Genomic DNA, 21,452 nt, shown 5'->3' with positions numbered 1-21,452 from the left:
AACGAAGTTCTTCGACAATTTTTCTTTTCTTTGCAGACGGATAATTCCTTTTTACAGTTTCTTTTAAATTCCTATTATTCATAACTTTATACTTAAAGTGTAAAGCTATTTCAGGAGTTTACCTTTTTGCTTATAATTTACCTTATGTTAAATAGCTTTATGATTTTTTTATTTCCTCTTCCTAAAACCGCCAGTTTCTCAATGCGGTGCTATGGATTGCTCGCAGTGGCCCCTGGCGCGACCCAACCAAACGCTTTGGCCCCTTGAACCCGGTCTACCAACGCTTCCGCTGCTTGGCCAAAACAGGGTTATGGCAAAAGGCCTTTGAGTATTTGCATGAACCGCCTTTAATAAACCCATTCCCTAACTCTCCTATGCCACTTAAATCAGGTAGAACCACTTCAAATCCTTTTGCCGCTAACTGATTAGCTAATTCGCCGGCCTGCATGGCTGACGCTTTTCCTCTTTCATCGAAAAGTAAAACAACCTTAATTAGTTTGCCCAGAAACGCAAAATTTAATGCAATAAAATTCTTAATAAAAATAGCGGGTAGAAGCAATTACCTACCCCATGTAAACTACTTTTTTACAAGAATTTAAAGCAATTAGGTTAGCAAAATGTGCTTGAATCTTGTAAATACAACAATTATTTTAAGATGCTTTATGTAAGTTGTTATAGCTGTAAATAAAAATACTTAAAAGTAAGTATTGTGTTATAGGGCTATATTGCCTATATTTATATAGTCTTTACCTATATTTATAGGTTTATTTAAAATCACAAGTCTACCACCCGTTTTTTTGCCTCCTCCTTTTAGTTCCATTTTAAGCGGAACTACGATTTTCGTCTGACTAGTTGTTGGTAATTATCCTAAACTGGTAATTCATGATTTCGCACGCTCTTAAAATATTGGTGTCGGAACTCAATACTTTTTTCGAAGGCATCCAGCCGGCGGTAGAAGACAAAGTAATACTTGGAAATATTGCCACGCTCGAATCGCCTACCGGAACCGATAATCCCGACATGCGCGAAAAAATAGTGGTTACGCTGGTAAATTTGCGCGAAGAAAAAACCCTGAAGAATTCGCCTTACTCTTTTGCCAACAGCGCTACCCTAAAAACCGAATATTTTAACCCGCCTGTTTTCGTGAATTTATTTGTGTTGTTTTCGGCCACTACCCGCGACTACGAAAAAGCCTTAACTTATATTTTCCGACTCATCCGGTTTTTTCAGACAAAGAATATTTTTACGCACCTCAACAGCAATGCCGGCGTTTCGGGTAGTTTTATTGATTTTGACCGGCTAAGCGAATTTAAACTAATTGTTGATTTATACTCGCCAACTTTTGAAGAATTAAATCATTTATGGGGCACGTTGGGCGGTAAACAGCATCCCTCAGTGTTGTACCTGATGCGCCTGCTCGAACTAAAACAGGAAGTACGTACCGAAGGCGACTCGGTGATAGTAGAAATAGAAAGCAATATTGGCTTAAAAATTAATAATTAAGCGGCCGATGGAAAAGATCATTTCTAAATATCAGCAGCTGTTTAAAGTAAATATTTACCATCATTATTTCCTGGATGAAAATAATCTTATTTACGACGGCACCAACGATTTACCGCCCGCGCGCAAAGCCCATAAATTACAATTATACCAGGTACCCGATTGGCTGCAAATAGAACCGGAGGTAAATACCCGCGGAACCATGTATGCTTGCAACCTAATATTTAAACCTACCAAAACCGGGTTTATAATTGTTACCAAAACCAACGGCCCAGACCAGCCAAGTGCCACCTTAGACAATATTATTTTAACATTTTATTTGCGCTGGCGCAATGCCGGTTTGGCCGCCAATACTGCTTTGCCGCTGTTGCCCCCAACCAACAGCACCCCCACTTTTTACACGTGGGGCAATGAGTTTGCCCGTAATAATATTGGGTTATACCCGAACCTGAGCCGGCCGGTGCCCACTTACCAGAATACCCGCGCTTATGTTACCGGCGAAATAGTGAAAAGCGGCGCACAACAATTCGTAGCCTTAAACCGCACTTCCGGCAATGCGCCTAACGTGCCGGCTTTTTGGCGCGAAACCGATGGCAATTTAAATTATACTACTTCTACCAGCCTGCAACCCCGGCCGGCGGCAATCCCCGCCGGCGTAATTGGTAAAATAGAAATTACCGGCCGGGCTGGGTTAGGCAATTATAGCGTCCTGACTGGGGCGAATAAAATTAAAGCGGCCCAGGTGTACCAACTGCATTTAGATAAGTTTTAACGCGTTAGCCTTATACCTGTAACTAAAAAACTATGCTGAATTTAACTACGCTTCGTACCCCCGGCGTATACATCGACGAAGTACCTAAATTCCCGCCTTCAATTGCTGCGGTAGATACCGCCATCTCGGCTTTTATTGGCTACACCCAACGCACCCAGTTCAACGGCAAAGATTATAAACTAAAACCAACCCGCGTAGAATCGAAAGTTGAGTTCGAAGAAATATTCGGGTTAGGGCCTAAACTCCAGGCAAACAAGGTAGAACTCGACGTAAATAATGCGGTTAAAGAAACGGTTATCGATTCTACCTACTTTATGTACGATAGTTTGCTCATGCATTTTAGTAATGGCGGCGGCAAGTGTTATATTATTTCGCTGGGCGAATACCCCGATCCTTTTGTCGCTGGCGATTTGATAAATGGCATTACCGACGCCTTAGCCGAATTACGGAAAGAAGATGACCCCACCCTTATTTTATTTCCGGACGGTATAAAACTTAATCCGGCGCAACTAGGGGCCTTACACAGCCTGGCCCTGATGCAGTGCGAAAACCTGAAAGACCGTTTTTTAGTGGCCGATGTTATTATTGCTAACCCGGCCGACGATCGTTACCGCAAAACTGATATTGATGCTTTTCGGACGGCTGTGGGCATGGGCAATTTAAATTTCGGAGCTGCCTATTATCCTTACCTGCGCGTCAATATTCCCCGTCAGGTAAAATACCGCGATGTAAAAGATAAAGTAAGAAAATTAGGTGCTAACGTAGATTGGGCAGCTTCTTTTATTGACCCGGCCGATGTGGTTACGCTTAATTCTTTTAATGCCTTAAACGATCTGGTTGCCAGTTCTACGGCCATCGACGCTCAGCTTAAATCGTTTTTAGGAACCAATGCATCGCTCGAAGCCATGTACCTGGCCCGTAAAGCCGATTTTTACAATACCTTATCGGCTGTGCCCGATGTTGCCAATATTTCTACCGCTGATTTTAATATTTTAAAAACGGCTTACCGCGAAATCTGGAATTTTCAATACACCCTGGTGCACGATTTTTTGGATGAGTTTGTGCGCGATACCGGTACCCCAAAGCTTACCGGCTCGTTGCTTACCGAACTGCGTACCGCTTTGCAGGGACAATTAACGGCCCCAGCCCCCAATTTTTTTTCACCCTTATTTAACGTCGATAAAATTTCGCAGGATAATGCCAACCTGAACCCGGCTGCGCCAGCCAACGACCCCATGCATACGCCGGCCGGCCGTACCTGGAATTTTGCGGCCTTCGCTACGGCCATTGGTGCTATTGGTCCGGCCGATCCAACCGGGTTGGTGCTGACACCCGCTGGCGGAAATAATGCCGGTGGCCGGCAGGCTGCCGCCAATAATATGCTCGAAATAGTAAACAAACGGGCCGATGAAATATTCTATTCTTTATACACTACTGTTACGAATGTATACCGCGATGCCAGCACCAAAGAAGCGGCCATTGAAACCGAAGTGTTGCGTCGGATACCCGTTTTGGCAGGCGTTATTAATTACATTCGGGCCGAGAGTTTTTTGTTGCCGCCTTCCGGAGCTGTTTCGGGTTTATATGCCCGGGTAGATAATACCAAATTTGTGTGGAAAGCGCCGGCTAACGAAAGCCTGATAAACGTAATCGCCCCTTCGGTAAAACTGGAACTTACCCAAAACGACGAACTGAACGTGGATGTGAATTTTGGCAAATCCATTAACGTAATCCGGGCTTTCGTGGGCAAAGGTACGCTGGTTTGGGGCGCGCGCACCCTGGCCGGCAACGACAACGAATGGCGGTACGTAAGCGTGCGCCGGTTCTTTAACATGGTAGAAGAATCGTGTAGAAAAGCTACCAAACAGTTTGTGTTTGAATCGAACGATGCAAATACCTGGGTAAAAGTACAGGCCATGATCGAAAATTTCCTGACTACGCTTTGGCGCCAGGGAGCGCTTCAGGGTGCCGTAACCGACCATGCTTTTTACGTGGCAGTAGGTTTGGGTAAAACCATGACCCCGTTGGATATTCTGGAAGGCCGGATGATTGTTGAAATTGGTTTGGCAGTAGTGCGGCCCGCCGAATTTATAGTGCTACGGTTCTCGCATAAAATGCCCGAATCTTAAATAAAAGCCCGGCATTCAACGCTAGTTACCTATAAATCCGCTCCTCATTAAAGCTATAACCAGCTTATTTAAGTAAACCGAAGATGTAGTAAAAATCAGGCTTAACTCCTAAAAATATGGCAGAATATCCGTTACCCAAGTTCCATTTCGAGATAGAGTGGGGCGGCACCAAAATTGGCTTTACCGAAGTTACCGGCCTCGACAAACAGGTGGAGGTTATTGAATACCGCGAAGGGCAAAGCCGCAGCTATTCTAAAACCAAACAACCAGGCTTGCAAAAGTACAGCAATATTACCATGAAGCGCGGAACATTTGAAGGCAAAACCGATTATTACGATTGGTTAAAAGAAGTAGATATGCTGGGGAATACCAAGCGCCGCGATATTACCATTAAACTGCTGAACGAGAATCATGCCCCGGTTTTTACCTGGAAAGCGCTGAATGCCTTTCCGGTAAAAGTACAGGCCAGCGACCTGAAAGCCGATGGCAATGAGGTAGCTATAGAAACCATAGAAATTGCGCACGAAGGCCTGAGCTTGGTAAAATAAAGCTAATGGCCGGCTACTATCCGCCCGTTGGCTTTCATTTTGGGGTAGAATTTACCAGCCTGGGCAAAAACGACAACGATACCCGTTTTCAGTCGGTTTCGGGTTTAAGCGTAGAGTTTGAAACCGAAAATTTTAAAGAAGGCGGCGAAAACCGGTTTGAACACGTGCTGCCGGTGCGTACCAAATATCCCGATTTAATATTAAAAAGGGGCTTGCTGGCGAAAGATTCGGAAGTATTTGCCTGGTGCCAGAAAGCTTTTCAGCAGCGCGAATTTAAACTAACTAATTTACTGGTAACCCTGCTCAACGAAAAACACGAGCCGCTTAAAACCTGGAACGTAGTAAATGCCTGGCCCAAAAAATGGGCTGTATCTGATTTTAACGCCGAAACCAACGCTATTGTAATCGAAACCCTGGAACTGCGGTACAATTATTTTACCATTAGTTAATATTTATGCCCATCGAAATTCGCGAACTGCACATAAAAGTTGTCATCGACCCAGATAATTCTGTCTCGCAAAACCAGACGGGCAATAATTCTGCGGCTGGTAGCCGTGCGGCAGCAAACGGGAGTGAACCGGACCGGGAAGCTTTAATTGCCGAATGCCTGGAGCAGGTAATGACCATTTTGCGCGATAAAAATGAACGCTAACTTAATATTTTATGGCCGATACCGGTAAACTCGAAAAGCTGAAAATAATTGCCTACCGCAAAGCCGATATGAAAGACGACTCGCAGGTAGGTCAGCCGCTTTTTGCCTTAATGAACCCCGAAACCTACCAACTAGATTACAAAGTTGAGTTTAACGACGGGCAGGCTCCTGGTACCAGCGGCGCGCAGCAAAAGTACAAAATGACCAAGCCCGAGGAGTTTACTTTTGATATTTTATTTGATAGTACCGGTATTATTGATGGAAAACCAAAAGCCGATATTTGGGATGATTTAAAAGCATTTAAGCAAATGCTGGTAGATTACGATGGGGCCATTCACCAACCGCGGTTTTTTAAATTAATCTGGGGCGTTACCCTTTTTAAAGGCCGGCTGGCTTCTTTATCTATTACGTTTAAATTGTTTAAACCCGACGGTACGCCCATCCGGGCCATAGCCAAAGCCCAGTTCAAAGGCAGTGTAGAAGAAAACTTGCGGGTAGCCAAAGAAAAAAGCCAATCGCCGGACCTGACACATCTGCGCCAGGTAAAAGCCGGCGATAATCTGCCTTTTATGTGCTTTAAAATTTACGAAGATCCGCGGTATTACCTGCAAGTAGCCCAGGCAAATAATTTAACCAATTTCCGGCGATTGGCTGTTGGTAGTTTTCTGCATTTTCCGCCATTTGCGCAGCAAGATTCTAATAATACGAGTTAAGGCGCTTCTAATATTTTTCTTCAGCCCGAATATTACAAAAGCTCCGGCTAAAGTTAAGGCCAGGCCTGTAAAAATATTAAAAACCTGGTCTGCTTAAAAGTTAATAGTTGATATACCGTTACAAAAGGCTTCCTGATGAATAATAGCCGCACCATACCCACCGCTGCCTCGCCGGATGTTTGCACAATTAAATTGCTAACCGATGGTACCCCAATATCCGAAACCTACCAGATTGTATCGGTGGTGGTAAGCAAAGAAGTAAACCGGATTCCGACGGCTACCATAACCTTACTCGACGGAGAGCCTGCCGCCGAAACCTTTACTATTAGCGATAAAGCAGATTTTATTCCGGGTAAGCAAATAGAAATTAAAGCCGGCTATCGCGCCCACGACGATAATATATTTAAAGGCGTAGTTACCAAACATAGCCTTAAAATCCGCCGAAACACCTCGCTGCTGGTAATAGAATGTAAAGATAAGGCCGTAAAAATGACCCTGCAGCCGCAAAGCCAATATTACCGGGGGCAAAAAGATAGCCAGATTCTGGAGGCCATTATTAACCGCCACGGCCTGGCCAAAGAGGTAGAACCCATTACCCAGGAACAAAAACAACTGGTACAGTATAATACCACCGATTGGGATTTTCTGGTTAGCCGGGCGGAGCTTAACAGCATGTTGGTACTGGTAGATAATGGTAAAGTTTTCGTAAAAAAACCGGATTTAAAACAACAACCCGTGCTGGTGCTGCAATACGGCGCTACCCTAATGGAACTGGATGCCGAAATTGATACCCGGCTGCAGTTTACCTCGGTAGAAGCAAAAGCCTGGAACCCGGCTACCCAGAAAATAGCCGGCAGCAAAGCCCAGGAACCCGCGCTTAACCTTAACGGAAATATTTCACCAGCCAACCTGGCCAAGGTTTTTAACACCAACCAGGTTACCTTAAAGCATAGCGGTCAGGTTAACCCCACCGAACTTACCAACTGGGCCACGGCCAAATTATTAAAACAGCGGCTGGCTAAAATAAGAGGCCGCCTAAAATGCCAGGGTACCCACGTAGTAAAACCCGGCAATTTAATTCAGGTAAATGGTATTGGTAATCGGTTTCGGGGTGTTGCTTTTGTTTCGGGTGTGCGCCACCAGATTGCTAATGGCAACTGGGAAACCGATATGCAGTTGGGCGTACAGCCCGAATGGTTTGCACATACATTACCTATCCAAAACCCCGAACTGCCTTTTGCCGGCATTAATGGTTTGCAAATTGGCGTTGTAACCCAAATAGAAGCCGATCCGGAAGGGGAAAATCGGATTAAAATCCGGTTGCCGGTAATAAGCGAAGACGACGAAGGCGTGTGGGCCCGCCTGGCTACCTTAGATGCGGGTAACAAGCGCGGTACTTTTTTCCGGCCGGAGGTAAACGACGAAGTAGTAGTGGGTTTCCTGCAAACCGATCCTTCGCAAGCCATTATATTGGGTATGTGCCACAGCAGTGCATTGCCCACCCCCGTTACTGCCGAAAAAAAGAACAACGAAAAAGGTTATGTATCACGCTCCGGGATGAGCCTGATATTTAACGATGAGCAAAAATCTGTAACGCTACAAACACCCAACGGCAATAAAATAATAGTAACTGAAACCGATAAAGCCACTAAGCTGGAAGATCAGCACGGCAATAAAATTACCATGAACCAGGATGGAATAACCCTGGATAGCATAAAAGATATTACCCTTAAGGCGGCTGGCAATGTTAAAGTAGAAGGAATGAATATTGCCGCTACCGCCCAGATTGGCTTTAAAGCCGAAGGCGGCGGGGGAACAGAATTATCGGCGGCCAGCGGACTAGCTAAAGTAAAAGGCGGCATGGTTATGATTAATTAATCGCACCCGAAAGTAAACGAAACCAGCAAAATGCCGGGGCAATTATTGTACAGAAATTCTTCTTTTGGTGGAATATTTTAACCTGAAAGTAGATTGATTAATAAATAGTTAAGAATAATTCTGAAATATTCAATAGCAAGCAAATAAGCTAAAAATAAAATAGAATATGCCAGCCGCCGCTAGAATTACTGATTTTCATACGTGCCCCTTGTCCGATGGACCGAAGCCGCACGTGGGTGGACCAATTTTACCGGCTGGTTGCCCAACGGTTTGCATTGGCGGACTGCCTGCTGCGCGCGTAGGCGATTTGGCGGCTTGCGCCGGCCCCCCGGACAGCATCGTAAAGGGATCAGCTACCGTGCAAATAGGCGGTATGTTTGCGGCCCGGCAAGGCGATGCTACTGCTCACGGCGGCATTATTGCGGCTGGTTTTCCTTCCGTTTTAATTGGCGGATAAGAATATTAAAGTATTACATAAGAGTAGCTTAAATAAACTTTAGCATTTAATCAATATACCCGAAAATGGCAGAACAACCGGTAAATACTAGTTTTTTGGGCAGAGGCTGGGGTTTTCCGCCAACTTTCGAATGGCTGACGGGTACCGTAGGCATGCTGGAAAACGAAGCCGATATTCAGAGTAGCTTACATATTCTGCTAACCACCATGGTTGGCGAACGGCTCATGCAACCGCGTTACGGCTGTAATCTGGAAGAATTGCTATTTGAATCGCTGGATACTACCCTGAAAACCCAGATTATCGATAAAATTGAAACGGCTATTTTGTACTACGAACCCCGCATTGATTTAGAAAAAGTAAATATTAATACCACGCGTGAATGGGAAGGTTTGCTGTTGATAGAAGTAGATTACGTGGTACGCACAACCAACTCCCGCTACAACTTTGTGTATCCTTTTTATAAAAACGAAAGTTCCGATTTACTCAATTTCCTGACCAACCCGCCGCCCCTAGACAATAGTTTATGACCCAGCCCTGCGAAAATATTATAAATCCGTTGATGCTGAAGCGGGAAGGTACCAATCAGGCCCAGCGAACGCTTAAGGCGCTGTTACCGGAATCTGCCCCCATAGACCAGCACGAAATAGCTGATTGGCTGGTTTTTGTACAAAAATTAAGTAAGTACCTCAAATATTTCCGGACTGATAACCAATACCATAACGAGGATTGGCAAAGTTTTTTTGAAAAAGACGAAACAGCTATTCTGGCCGTAGTGGCCGTAGAAGAAGTAGATAGTTATAAAAACCGGGTCCAGGAATTATTTATTAAAGGTATTTCGGCTGAACTAAAAAATAATCCGGTAGATGAAACAAAATTAAAGCAGGCATTCGCTAACTTGTTTAGCCTGGCGGCCAACCTGGCCTGGGGGTTAAACGAACTGCAACAACGCCTGCCCGAAACCGTTGCCCTGAAACAAACAGTACAAAACCTGATAAAAACCCGGCTGGCTACCGAATTTCACAAGTTACAGGTGTACTTTGCCGCGGCCACGCCCGACTTAACCGACGAAACTGCCTTATTACCCGGTACAATATTGGGCCAACCCCTGGCTGCGGCATCGGAGGTTTTTACCCGTTCTTTTTCGCCGTTTTGGGCAGATTCCACCAGCATCGATCCAAATATTTTCGGGCCAACAACTCCCGGCGAAATAGCCCGGAAAATATACTTTGCCAGCAATCATAATTCCTTTACCAATATTTTCGACCAATTTTTGCGGGCGCTGGCCACCATAAACAACGAGGCAAAAAAGCAGTTGGCGGAAACCTTACAGCGCAATACCCACGAACCGCACCAGGCGTTGTTACTCGCATTTTTGAAATTATTATTATATGCCCGCGACCAGCTAAACACCATTACTAGCCAGCACCTCGATTTTTATTATCAGCAAATATTGCAATTAGCGCCTAAACCGGCCCAGCCTAGCCAGGCCCATTTAATTTTTGAATTGGCCAGGCACCTCGAAAGTTTGATTTTACCAAAAGGAACTCGGGTAAATGCCGGTAAAGATTCAAAAGGGCAGGAAGTAATATTTGCACTAGATGCCGATTTTGCGCTGAATAAAACTCAAATTTCGGCGCTTAAATCTTTTTACCACGCCACGCCACTCGACGAAGATTTAAAAAAGAATGCCGGCACCATATTTAAAGGGCACTTGTTTGCCGCCCCGGTGGCTAACTCCGAAGATGGTTTAGGCGCAGAATTATCTTTGCCGGATAAACAATGGCACCCGTTTGCGCATAAAATATTCGATAACGGCAAATTAAGCGCTATTGCCATGCCGCCTGCGCAAATTGGTTTTGCCGTAGCTTCCCCGTATTTATATTTAACAGAGGGTACAAGGCAAGTTTCGGCCAGGTTTTATACCAGCAGCCCTGCCATAACTACCGGAGATTATTCAAGTCAGGTAATTTGCCGGCTTACGGTAGCCGATGGGTGGTATTTGGTACCCAATGCCGTTTTTCGCCGGGAGGCAGCTTATTGGGAGTTGGTTATACAGTTGCCGCCCGATGCGCCCGCTACCGCGCCTTATGCTTCGGCGGTGCACCAGCAAGTATATGGCACCACTAATCCGGTGCTGCAAATTACTCTGAAGCAAACACCCGACACGACCTTTATCTACGACCAGATTAAAACCGATATTCTTACAAATATTAGTTTAACGGTTACCGGAAAAGGACTGAAAAACTTACAGGTATCTAACGATTTTGGCGCGATTGATCCTACCCAGCCTTTTCAGCCATTCGGGCCGTTACCGCAAAAAGATGCGGCGCTGGTAATTGGGCACTCCGAGGTGTTTATGAAAAAAAATGCCGTATTTAAAGTATTAATTAACTGGAAAGATTTGCCGGCCAGTATGCCGGCTAAGCCGCCGGTTAATATTTATTTTTTAAGACAAGGCCTTTGGCAGCAAGTAGCCACGGACCCAAATTTATTTGATGGCATAGCCGGCCCGGATAATCGCATACCAATATCTGATGCAACCAACACCGCTATTCTTTTTACCCTGCTAAACGACGACCGCCTGCCGGTTGATTACCAAAATATTCCGCGCTATACTATCCAAAGTGTAAAAGGATTTATGCAACTCCGGTTGGCCGGCGATTTCGGCCACAAAGCTTACCAGGAACAACTCACCGAATACCTGATAAAACAATCGACGGGGGCGGCCAATTTTAAAAAAGCGGTGCAGGATATTATTGCGAGCACCTCCGATAAAGCCGAAGCTCTAAATAATATTAGTGCGCAGGTAAACGCCATGCCCAGCCGCCCTCCCGAACCCTATACACCCGTTATTCAGGAAATAGTACTGGATTACGAGGCCACTACCTCGCTGGATTTAAGCGCAACGAACAGTTTCCCGGACCGGCCCTTGCAATTTTTTCAGGTTTTTCCGTTTGGTACCGCCGAACGGCACGCGGCCTTGTTTCGCCCCGATTTAGACGCCGAGCAGACTTTGAGCCTGGTACCTTTGTTCCGGCACAAAAACTTAGGCAATGCCTTTTTCGAAATTAAAGAACCTGATGGTAGCATTCAAACCTGGAAAGAACACGAAGCCGAATTTTACATTGGGTTTACCGATAGCACGCCGCCCCAGCAAATTGCCGTCTTGTTTCAGTTGGTAGAAGGCACTGCTAACCCGCATCTAAAAAAACCGGAACAACACGTGCATTGGAGTTATTTAGCGGGCGATTATTGGGTTTCATTTTTAAAGGAGCAGGTAAGCGACGGCACCGCCCAACTCACGCAATCCGGCATTATTACGTTTTTATTGCCCCAATTAGCCGATACCCAACATGCCATTATGCCCGCCGAAACTTACTGGCTGCGGGCAGCGGTACATACGGCCAGTGATACGGTTTGCAGTTTAATCTCCGTATTAACCCAGGCGGGCACCGCTACTTTCCAGGATCAGCAAAACGCCAGTGATTTTTTAACTTTACCTTTAACCGCCGGCAGCATTACCCAATTACAGGAACCCCAGGCAGGTGTTAAAAGCGTAACTCAACCCTTTGCCAGTTTTGGCGGCCACGTAAAAGAAAATTCTGCAAATTATTACCAGCGCGTAAGTGAGCGATTGCGGCATAAAGACCGCGGCATTACCATCTGGGACTATGAACACCTGACGCTCGAAGCCTTTCCGGGCATTTACAAAGTAAAATGCCTGCCGCATACCCAGTACGATCCCGGCGAAACCCAATTAATTTACAACGAACAAGCGGCCGGCCATGTAACCATTATTACCATTCCTAACCTCCGCCACCGCAACCATATTAATCCGCTGCAACCCTATACCAGTTTGGGCGAATTGGAAAAAATTAGTGCTTATCTGCGCCGGCATATTGCTTGTTTTGTGCAATTGCACGTGCGTAATCCCATTTTTGAACAAGTACAGGTAAAGGGCCGGGTTAAATTCTGGCCGCAGTACGACCCCGCCGCATTTTTGGTAAGGCTTAAACGCGAAATTACCCAATATTTATCGCCGTGGGCTTTTGGGCAAGCGCAGGATATTCAGTTTGGCGGTAAAATATTTGCTTCCGCCCTTATCGATTTTATAGAAGAACGGCCTTACGTCGATTATATCACCGACTTTGAATTGTGGCATTTACCGGGTAACGGCTTGCCCAATAGTAAAGCCGACGAAGTAATAGCTACCAAAGCGTGTGCGGTGCTGGTATCGGTACCCGAAGAAAATCATGTGCTGGACCTTATTCCCATAACGGCCGAAACGCCGGTTACCGAAAATTGTGGTTGCTGCTAGTTTTACCTTATGGCCATGAATATTATACAACCCATCGATAAAAACCCGCATTTGTTACCTGCCCAGGATTACTACTTTCTGCGACAACAAGGGCTGGCGTATATTGAGCAATTGGGTAGTAAATACTGGACTGACTATAATACCCACGATCCGGGCATTACCATACTGGAATTACTGTGCTACGCGATTACGGATATTGGTTACCGGATTGGTTTTGATATAAAAGATTTACTGGCCGAGTCGCTGCAAACTGGTGGCCAAGACCAGGGATTTTTCACGGCCCGTCAGATTTTAACTTGCCACCCAGTTACCGTTAACGATTACCGCAAATTATTAATTGATCTGGAAGGTGTACGGAATGCCTGGCTGCTGTGCAAAACGTGTGCCTGCGAACTCACAATCTACGCCGATTGCGCGGCCGGGCAATTGGTATATTTAAAAAACGAAAACCCGGTTATTCCGCGCGGCTTGTACGAGGTAATGCTGGAAATGCAGGCCGATGCGGCGCTGGGCGATTTTAACAACGGCAAAATTAAACAACGGGTGTCGGTAGTGCTCGGCCCAAATAACCAGTTTACCGCCATGTTACTGGAGGTCCGGTTTCCGGCCTGGCCCGAAATCGAAAAAGACTACGAAAAGTATTATAAATTTTTGTTGCCCACCATCCAGCTAAAAGCCAATGGCGTGGTAGTAACCAATATTGCCAAAATAGACGAACCCAGTACCAACCTAACCGGTACCCTGATTACCCCCCGGGCGTTGCGCAACCCCTTGGTAGTATCGCTGGAAATTACCTTTCTGCCGGATGCTGCCCAGCCGCTTGCCGAAGAAAAAATATTGCTGAATAACGTGCCTTTTACCGTGTTTTTAGAAGGCAGCGATTCCCGCACCCAAATTGCTGTTCAGGATTTTATAGATGCTTTTACCAACAGTACCGCCGATGGCCTTATACCAAGTTATCATGCTAAAATAAAGCAGGTGCAGGCATTAATAAATGAGGCTAAACAAATATTGCACGAGCACCGGAACCTGGCCGAAGATTATTGCCACGTAACTACCGTTGCCGTAGAAGATATTGCGGTTTGCGCCGATGTAGAACTCAGCCCGGATGCCGATATTGAAAAAGTGCTCGCGCAGATTTATTACCAAATAGAAACCTACTTTAACCCGCCGCTCCGATTTTATTCCCTGCCGGAATTACAAGCCCAACAAGTACCTACCGAAGAAATATTTAATGGTCCTGCCTTGGCGCACGGTTTCTTAAAAACCGATGAACTGGAAGCAGCGCAACTGCGCCGCTATATTTATGTATCAGATATTATTAACGTTTTAACCGAAATTGAGGGAATAATTGCGATCCGCAATTTGGTGCTTACCAAATACGATGCACAGGGGCGGGCCATAATGCCCAGCCAACCCTGGACTTTAGAAATAACCGTGCAGCACCAACCGCGCTTGTACCTGGAGCAATCTAAAATATTGTTCTTTAAAAACGATTTGCCTTTTTTAGCCGCCAATCCGCAGGAAGTTTGGGCAACGTTACAGCAATTGCGGGGCGCCCAGTTAAACCAGGTAGCTGGTCCGCAAGACTTGCCCGTTCCTACCGGTACCATCCGGGATTTAAAAGATTATTTTCCGGTTCAATATTCCTTTCCGCTAAACTACGGCATTGGTTTCGAAGGCTTACCCGAAGAGGCCACCGCTTTGCGCCAGGCCCAGGCCAAACAACTTAAAACTTATTTGTTTTTTTATGAACAATTACTCGCCGATTTTCTGGCCCAATTAGCCAACGTAAGTCAATTATTTAAGCTCGACCCAGGCGTAAAACAAAGCTATTATACCCAGTTTTTAGAGGAGCAGGTAATTAAAGGCTTGGAAGGAACTAATGGTATTTACAACGGACTTTCCGCTACCATAGTGGCCCAGTTAGCCGAAACAGAAGAAGCCGGCATAAAGCGGCGCAACCAATTTCTGGACCATTTGCTGGCCCGTTTTGGCGAACAGTTCACCGATTACGCCCTCATGTTGTACCAGGTAAAGCTTAATACCAGCAACCCGCAATTATTAAGCTTAGAAAAAAATATAGGTACTAAATTATTGCAGGATAAAATTCTTTTCCTGCAAGATTACCCCGAACTAAGTGCCAACCGGGCCAAGGCTTTTAATTACCGAGATAAACCCCCTGTTTGCAGCAGTACAAATATTGCGGGTTTACAAAAAAAACTGCTCCGGCTTTTAGGCTTACCTCCCGATACCCAATTATTTCTGGTAGAGCATTTATTACTGCGCGCCCAATTTTACGGGCAAGCCTTGTTACCCGTTTGCCTCAATCCGGATTGCGCAACCTGCGGCGAAGAAGACCCTTATTCGTTCCGGGTTACCGTGGTGTTACCGGGCTGGCTAAATTTATTTCAGAACCTGGATTATCGCCGTTTTGCTGAACGCCTTATCCGGTTAGAAATGCCGGCCCATTTGCTGCCCAAAATTTGCTGGGTTGGCAATGAAGTGTGCCGCGGCGAAGGCGATACCGCTATTCTTTGTCAATTAACGGCTACTTTAACCGGAGCCTTAACTGACCCAACCAAGGCCGAAGCATTAGCGCTGCCAATCTGCCGTTTTGCTGAACAAATATTAACTGTTTATAACGATGCTTTCCGGCAGGAATTTGTGCGGAACGGTTTCAACGCTCTGTCAGATAGTGATTTAGAATTATTGTTTACAGTTAATATTTTGCCATTAGTTCTTCCCGATGAGCTGGCAACCGAACTGAATGCTACTTACCAGGATGGGTTAAAAGCTACGCTTACCGGTTATTTTAAAAATAAAGAAAATTGTTTTCAGTTTAATATTTTCTGGAAAGCCTGGTGCGCCTGGCTAACGGAATTAAATAATTTAACCACCCCGGAATCGCCCCTGGCCCAGCAAGTAGAAAGTTTATTAACCGCCCACTTGCAATTGGCAGGCACAACCCTAACTACTGCCATGGTTTGTGCTTGCACGTGCCAAATATTAGCGGCGTACGGCGAAGCACTCCGCACCTGGATAAGTCAGGAAGAAAATTACCGGACCGAATTGCTGCCTGCCGATTGGCAACAGCAACTCGAAACAATTTATAACATCCATATTCAACCTGAACCTTTTGCCTGCGGATTTGCCCTTACCGCTGCCTTTAAAACCGACCTGAAAGCCCTGTTGCTGGAATATTACCTAAATAAATTAGCGGTGCTGCAAACCCACGCTGCGTTGGTAGCGGTGTTGGGCCAGTTAAAAAGTATTTATCCGCCGGCTACCCTCCACGACTGCGAAGATGATAACGACGATAATCCGGTGCGCCTGGATGCAACTATAATTGGCTAACCCTTTGGCTGTTTACCCTTTAAACCTGAAAATATGGAACCGACGTTTGATTCTTACCCGCAGTTCGTAGCCAACCAGGTACTCAAAAAAGATCATTTAAACGAGCTCTTCGGCTATCTAGATGAGCAAAACCGGCTGACCCGCACCAACTTAATTGGGATAGGCATTGTGTGCGGCCTGGATGTTATACCCGATGCCAGTATTAATACCATAACGTTTACGCAGGGTTGCGGCGTTACATCAGAAGGATATTTGGTGGCCGCAGATACGGTGGCGCTTACCCATTACCAGGTGTATGAGGTGCCCCAAAAAGTAATATATCCGCCTTTATACGACAGTGCTACCCAAAAAAATAAATATCCGCTCTGGGAAATGTTGCCCGCCGGCGGAACGCAGGCTTTAGATGCCACTTTCTGGGCCGATAAAGTTGTACTCATATTTGTAGAGTTAAAAGAAGAAAACCTAAAAAATTGTTCGCCTAACTCCTGCGACGACCGCGGCGTGGAAGTAACAGTTACTTTCCGGTATTTATTAATCAGCCTTACCGATGCCGATAATCTGCGGGCTGATTTGTTAGATAATACCGATGATGCAACCGACCTGAACCAACTCACACAAGCTAAAGCCTTACTAAAAGAAATTAGGCTAAAACGGTTCGATGTGCCACGCCAGACACCGCCCTTATTAACAACCAACGATTTATTTGATGCTTACCGGAAAATACTGACTAAACAAAGCATCGAAACTTTTCGCGACGAGTTAATGCAGGCCTATACCATTTATAAACCGCTTTTAGGCTCCTTGCCCGATACCGTTCTGCAAAATTTTGGTAGCACGTTTACTTACCAGTCCGACCAGTTAACCCTAAGCAACCCGCTGGAATACCAATATTATTATGATTTTATTTCGGATTTAATTGAAGCTTACAATGAATTAAGAACCGTTGGTTTATATGCTATTAGTATTTGCTGCCCACCGCCGGGTTTGTTTCCCCGGCACCTGCTGCTGGGCAAAGCCACCGAAGATACTACCCAGGTAACCAGCCAGTACCGGCATTATTTTCTGCCTTCGCCCTTATTCGGTAGCCAGAAAGCAGTAGCTAACCAGATTCAGCAGCTTTTCGAGCGCATTATCCGGCTGATAGAGGCATTTGCCATACCGCACCCTAAAACATTATTCGATTTTAATGCCATCCGGATTACGCCGAGCAGTTTAGGTCCGGTGCCTTTGTCGCAAAAGGCCATTCCGTTTTATTACCAAATAACAAATGGGGCGCCGCCGCTTTATCAGCTTTGGAATTACGCTAAAAGCCAGGAAAATAAAGCCAAAACCAACCTTACGTACCACGCCGATTTGTATCCTGCGCCGGTAGAAGATTTTGTGTTAAAACCGCTGACGTACGATTTGGAACCTTATAATTTTTTTAGGATAGAAGGCCACATTGGGCTGCATTGGTTTTATGCCCTCTGGCGGCTAGCTGCCCTGCGCTCCCAAAACCGTTTGCCTTTTGATATTGTGGTGCTGAAAACCGGCCGCAACTTTACGAATATTCTTGATTGGCATACCCACCAATGCTATTTCCAGGATTTAGAAGCGTTGTTTGCCAGTTTAAAAGAAGAATTAATTTGTTTACTGTGTCAGGAAGCGCGGTATTTTTACGACATCCCCCTCAGCCGCGGTAAAACCGGCCAGCGTTTACCCACCAAAGTAGATTTTCTGCGGCACTGCGATCCGGGTTATACCTACCTCGAAAATACCTGGGGATTTCTCTACGAAAATGCTTTTGAAAAAACCGACTTATTTAAACTCTTCAATAGGTGGCAACGCCTGGCCGCAGATCAGAACACAAAAGATTTTTTACTGCTCATTCATAAAATAATAGAACTCGGCGATTTACTTACCGAAGCAAAGGATCTGGTAAATTTTAATATTGAACTGTTCCGGGCCAAGCACACCGATTTAAGCGAGTATGCTGCCTTGCGCTTGGCAGAACTAAAATTATTATTGCCGCAGCAAAATTCCGATGAATTAAGTAATGCCTGGCTGGTCGAAGATTTGATCGATCACCTGGATTTTATTATTCATGCCTGTAAAGCCGAAGCATTTGAAGCCTTAGCAGAAACTTGCCGCAAACGCCGCGAGGCCTTGCAGCAACAACTGCTTTGGGGTAATTATAACCGGAAAAATCCGGGAATTAACCATAAATCCGGGGTGCCCGTAGGCGGTACTTTTTTACTGGTGTACGCCGGCGAAGAAGATACGCCAACGCCACCCCAAAAAGGTAGATTTATTATTGCCGGTCGGGTGGTAGATAACAGCGGCGCGCCGGTACCCGGGGTAAATATATTGGTCCGGAATACCACGCAAGGCACCATAACGCAAGTAGATGGCCGTTTTCGGTTAATTGTTACGCAATTGCCGGTTACCTTGGTAGTGGCTTTTGTGGGCATACCGTCGCAGGAAGTAACAGTTAAGGAAGCAACGGATACGCTTACTATTATAGTAGGCGAAGAACTTCCCGCAACAAATGGGCAAAACCGGCTACCGAACGGAATTGTTATTGCCGATTTTTACCTGCCCTATCTTTGCTGCTCCGACTGTTTGCCCATCCAAATTAATATACCCGAACCGAAACCAGATGAGCCGGAACCTTTACGGGTAAAGCCAGGAGAACCGGAATGTGACGAAGAGAAAAAGAACTTTACCGTAATATTAACTATTTCGGGCGGAACGCCGCCCTACTCGGTTAATGGCCAACCGGTAAATGGCGCCGATGGTAAAACCCATGCCGTAACGCTGCCAACGAATCAGGGCGATGCTTTGGTGGTGACAGATGATGCCAGCCAGCAGGTAACCGTTACCATTAATCCGCACGATTGCCAGCCCGCCGAGCCCTGCGATTTACCTTGTGCCGGCAAAGCTGAAAAATGCCTTTACCCATTGTGGGTGCCCAAACCATCGCGGGAACGCCGGATAAGAACCCGGGAAATAAAGGAAACAATATTGCTCATTAAAGATCTGGAAAACAACAAGGAATTTACCATAGATTTCAGGGAGCTTTACGAGGCCACCGTGGGAGAACTGGATAACCAGACGTTCGACGAACGGTTTACCAAATTCGTGGCCGAACTAACTAGCCTGGTAGCCCAGCAAATGGGAGCAGATATATTTATGATAACCTACGATCCTAAGTTACGGATGCTTGCCTTTGAGCACTATACCTGCCACACCTTTGAAATGCGCGTAGAGGTAAGGCTACTGTTTGGCGATAATCAGTTTCCGGTAATAGCCCATTATAACCAGGACGGCTGGACCCTAACTGACCAGGAATTTAACCAGACCGTTACCGGCCGAAAAGTAGGTTGTATTTTAATGGATAAGTGTAAAAATATAACTAAGCCGGTTTGTGACGAAATAATTAAACCAGATGCCATTACCATTTTTGTGGATATGAACGAGAATCAGGTTAAGTATAATTTGCTAAACGAAGATGGCCTGCAGCCGGGTTTATGGATGTTCGAAAATGGCGGGCCTTTTATATCCCAAAGTTTCTCCGGCGAGTATAATGGCTTTGCTTCTTTAGAAGAAGACTCAGTCTGGGTCCTGGGGTTAAAGGACAATTGCTTTGGGGTTGATACTGAATTTATTACCAACGCTTAAATATTCCCCCATGCACGTGATCCAAAAACAAATAGTAGAGTTGGAGATTTCGGATGAAACCGAGGTGTTTAAATGGCACCAGCGGGTAAGTAATCTGGTACACGACCAATTAACGCCGGCTCTAAATCAATTATTCGATGGTTCAGTTAGGGCAGGGCAGGTGCTGCAAGTAGATCGATTGGCTATAACCATTCACTTGCGCCACGAGCAGCTTTTCGAGCAACAATTTACCGCCGAGGTAATAAAAGCACTGGAAGCCGAATTGCAACTGCATAAAACAAGTGTTCTGGAAAAACCTGTATTTACCGGCCACGAACGTGATTTTAAAGCTTTCCTTTATTTCTTACAACAAGGTTACCTGCCCTGGTGGGCAATATTTAAAGAACCGGAAGATCTGGAGAAAAGCATAATGAACGCATTAGCGGTTTTATCTCCCGAAACCTTAAAAGCCCAGCTAAAAAATGAGTTGATAAAGGCCACCACCGTAGAAAGATTATTCAACCAATTTAGTGTTGAATTAACCAATGCTATACTGGCGCTTTTTATACCAACGCAGATTACTTCGGTTATAGAAAAAATAAAAAAAGTTTGGTTCGAAGCTGGTACAGGGTTGCCGTTAAACACCAGCCAATTACAAGCCGCCTGGCACCAGGCACAGGTGTATTTTACCCGAAGAATTATTGCAGAAAATATTGCTCCTCACCGTTTACCAGACCAATTTTTATTAGCCTTGTTTACTGCCAACCCAGGTGTTTTAACTGAAGAATTTTTACAGGAGTTTATTCGGATGTACCAGGTTGCTAATCCGGCGTGGTATTTTTCTCCGGCTATTAAGGCTGCATTCAACCAATCTGTTCCCGGGAAAAACAAAATATTAAAGCAAAAAAAAGATTCACCGGATACTATGGAAAATAGCCTTAAGCCGTTTGTTCCCAAGGCAGATAACCTGAATACCGAAGAGCCGCTGGGCTTGTATGTAGCTAACGCCGGGCTAATTTTATTGGCGCCTTTTTTACCCGCATACTTGCAGGCTTGTGGTTTAGCCGAAGCAGACAAAATATTGAAACCCACCGAAGCCGTGCACGCCCTGCAATATTTAGTAACCAACTGCATCCAAACGCCCGAATACGAACTTGCGCTGAATAAAATACTATGCGGGTTACCACTAACCGTAGGAATACCCCTGGCAATAGAACTCACCGAAGTTATGCAAACCGAAGCGCCGCAATTACTGAAAACAATAATTCAATATTGGAGTGCGCTTAAGAATACATCGCCGGCGGGCCTACAGGAAAGTTTTCTGCAGCGTTCCGGCAAGCTCAGCCAAAAAGCGGATGGGGATTGGCTGTTACAGATTGAGCAAAAAGGTTACGACATGCTGCTGGAGCATTTGCCCTGGAATTATTCCCTGGTAAAACTTCCCTGGATGGAAAATATACTGTGGGTAGAATACAGTTAAGGAATATTT

15 protein-coding genes and 1 pseudogene are annotated in these 21,452 nt (G+C 45.4%); 15 read left to right on the top strand and 1 reads right to left on the bottom strand.

The annotated features are described in order from the left end of the window. Positions 1-206: 206 nt before the first annotated feature. A pseudogene (locus F0145_RS26970) lies at positions 207-263 on the top strand (hypothetical protein); the annotation flags it as partial. 11 nt (positions 264-274) lie between these two features. Here F0145_RS26970 and F0145_RS26510 read toward each other — a convergent pair. Further along, positions 275-559: a hypothetical protein gene (locus tag F0145_RS26510; RefSeq protein WP_223815865.1), complete on the bottom strand. Its 285-nt coding sequence runs from the start codon at positions 557-559 to the stop codon at positions 275-277. Between the two features lie 323 nt (positions 560-882). Between F0145_RS26510 and F0145_RS06915 the strand changes: the two genes are divergently transcribed. The 14 genes from F0145_RS06915 to F0145_RS06850 all read left to right on the top strand — a co-directional run bounded on the left by F0145_RS06915 (position 883) and on the right by F0145_RS06850 (position 21,443). Beyond that, positions 883-1,503, top strand: a complete 621-nt coding sequence (locus F0145_RS06915; protein ID WP_150087580.1) for a DUF4255 domain-containing protein — start codon at positions 883-885, stop codon at positions 1,501-1,503. A gap of 7 nt (positions 1,504-1,510) precedes the next feature. Beyond that, positions 1,511-2,272, top strand: a complete 762-nt coding sequence (locus F0145_RS06910) for a hypothetical protein (protein ID WP_150087579.1) — start codon at positions 1,511-1,513, stop codon at positions 2,270-2,272. Between the two features lie 32 nt (positions 2,273-2,304). Further along, positions 2,305-4,401, top strand: a complete 2,097-nt coding sequence (locus tag F0145_RS06905) for a phage tail sheath family protein (protein WP_223815854.1) — start codon at positions 2,305-2,307, stop codon at positions 4,399-4,401. A gap of 116 nt (positions 4,402-4,517) precedes the next feature. Continuing rightward, positions 4,518-4,949: a phage tail protein gene (locus tag F0145_RS06900; protein ID WP_150087578.1), complete on the top strand. Its 432-nt coding sequence runs from the start codon at positions 4,518-4,520 to the stop codon at positions 4,947-4,949. Between the two features lie 5 nt (positions 4,950-4,954). Beyond that, entirely contained in the window at positions 4,955-5,398 is a 444-nt protein-coding gene (locus tag F0145_RS06895) for a phage tail protein (protein ID WP_150087577.1), read from the top strand. 5 nt (positions 5,399-5,403) lie between these two features. Beyond that, positions 5,404-5,601 carry a DUF5908 family protein gene (locus F0145_RS06890; RefSeq protein ID WP_150087576.1) on the top strand — a complete coding sequence of 66 codons (198 nt, stop codon included), beginning with the start codon at positions 5,404-5,406 and terminating at the stop codon, positions 5,599-5,601. Positions 5,602-5,612: 11 nt separating this feature from the next. Continuing rightward, positions 5,613-6,314 carry a CIS tube protein gene (locus F0145_RS06885; RefSeq protein WP_150087575.1) on the top strand — a complete coding sequence of 234 codons (702 nt, stop codon included), beginning with the start codon at positions 5,613-5,615 and terminating at the stop codon, positions 6,312-6,314. Positions 6,315-6,449: 135 nt separating this feature from the next. Continuing rightward, positions 6,450-8,192, top strand: coding sequence for a type VI secretion system tip protein VgrG (gene vgrG / locus F0145_RS06880; protein ID WP_150087574.1), 1,743 nt, complete (start codon positions 6,450-6,452; stop codon positions 8,190-8,192). A gap of 166 nt (positions 8,193-8,358) precedes the next feature. Beyond that, the gene (locus F0145_RS06875) at positions 8,359-8,649 is read left to right on the top strand and encodes a PAAR domain-containing protein (RefSeq protein WP_150087573.1); all 291 of its coding nucleotides are present in this window, start codon (positions 8,359-8,361) and stop codon (positions 8,647-8,649) included. A 65-nt stretch (positions 8,650-8,714) separates the two neighbouring features. Further along, positions 8,715-9,176 carry a GPW/gp25 family protein gene (locus tag F0145_RS06870; RefSeq protein ID WP_150087572.1) on the top strand — a complete coding sequence of 154 codons (462 nt, stop codon included), beginning with the start codon at positions 8,715-8,717 and terminating at the stop codon, positions 9,174-9,176. Further along, complete coding sequence (locus F0145_RS06865; protein WP_150087571.1) at positions 9,173-12,967, top strand: baseplate J/gp47 family protein; 3,795 nt, start codon at positions 9,173-9,175, stop codon at positions 12,965-12,967. Before F0145_RS06870 ends, F0145_RS06865 begins: the two co-directional genes overlap by 4 nt. Before the next feature lie 15 nt (positions 12,968-12,982). Further along, positions 12,983-16,324, top strand: coding sequence for a hypothetical protein (locus tag F0145_RS06860; RefSeq protein ID WP_150087570.1), 3,342 nt, complete (start codon positions 12,983-12,985; stop codon positions 16,322-16,324). Between the two features lie 33 nt (positions 16,325-16,357). Further along, a complete protein-coding gene (locus F0145_RS06855) occupies positions 16,358-19,984 on the top strand; it encodes a carboxypeptidase-like regulatory domain-containing protein (RefSeq protein ID WP_150087569.1) in 3,627 nt (1,208 codons plus the stop codon). 10 nt (positions 19,985-19,994) lie between these two features. Beyond that, entirely contained in the window at positions 19,995-21,443 is a 1,449-nt protein-coding gene (locus tag F0145_RS06850) for a contractile injection system tape measure protein (protein ID WP_150087568.1), read from the top strand. Positions 21,444-21,452: the final 9 nt, after the last annotated feature.

Origin of the sequence: Adhaeribacter rhizoryzae, from assembly GCF_008629685.1 — a bacterium.
Classification (GTDB): Bacteria; Bacteroidota; Bacteroidia; order Cytophagales; family Hymenobacteraceae; genus Adhaeribacter; species Adhaeribacter rhizoryzae.
The sequence above is the reverse complement of the archived record's forward strand: the minus strand, read 5'-3'. Positions and strand labels throughout refer to the sequence as shown.

What these genes read in the sequence shown, in the direction of transcription:
- F0145_RS06915 (WP_150087580.1), top strand. Translation starts at nt 883, where the DNA reads ATGATTTCGCACGCTCTTAAAATATTGGTGTCGGAACTCAATACTTTT.
- F0145_RS06910 (WP_150087579.1), top strand. Translation starts at nt 1,511, where the DNA reads ATGGAAAAGATCATTTCTAAATATCAGCAGCTGTTTAAAGTAAATATT.
- F0145_RS06905 (WP_223815854.1), top strand. Translation starts at nt 2,305, where the DNA reads ATGCTGAATTTAACTACGCTTCGTACCCCCGGCGTATACATCGACGAA.
- F0145_RS06900 (WP_150087578.1), top strand. Translation starts at nt 4,518, where the DNA reads ATGGCAGAATATCCGTTACCCAAGTTCCATTTCGAGATAGAGTGGGGC.
- F0145_RS06895 (WP_150087577.1), top strand. Translation starts at nt 4,955, where the DNA reads ATGGCCGGCTACTATCCGCCCGTTGGCTTTCATTTTGGGGTAGAATTT.
- F0145_RS06890 (WP_150087576.1), top strand. Translation starts at nt 5,404, where the DNA reads ATGCCCATCGAAATTCGCGAACTGCACATAAAAGTTGTCATCGACCCA.
- F0145_RS06885 (WP_150087575.1), top strand. Translation starts at nt 5,613, where the DNA reads ATGGCCGATACCGGTAAACTCGAAAAGCTGAAAATAATTGCCTACCGC.
- vgrG (WP_150087574.1), top strand. Translation starts at nt 6,450, where the DNA reads ATGAATAATAGCCGCACCATACCCACCGCTGCCTCGCCGGATGTTTGC.
- F0145_RS06875 (WP_150087573.1), top strand. Translation starts at nt 8,359, where the DNA reads ATGCCAGCCGCCGCTAGAATTACTGATTTTCATACGTGCCCCTTGTCC.
- F0145_RS06870 (WP_150087572.1), top strand. Translation starts at nt 8,715, where the DNA reads ATGGCAGAACAACCGGTAAATACTAGTTTTTTGGGCAGAGGCTGGGGT.
- F0145_RS06865 (WP_150087571.1), top strand. Translation starts at nt 9,173, where the DNA reads ATGACCCAGCCCTGCGAAAATATTATAAATCCGTTGATGCTGAAGCGG.
- F0145_RS06860 (WP_150087570.1), top strand. Translation starts at nt 12,983, where the DNA reads ATGAATATTATACAACCCATCGATAAAAACCCGCATTTGTTACCTGCC.
- F0145_RS06855 (WP_150087569.1), top strand. Translation starts at nt 16,358, where the DNA reads ATGGAACCGACGTTTGATTCTTACCCGCAGTTCGTAGCCAACCAGGTA.
- F0145_RS06850 (WP_150087568.1), top strand. Translation starts at nt 19,995, where the DNA reads ATGCACGTGATCCAAAAACAAATAGTAGAGTTGGAGATTTCGGATGAA.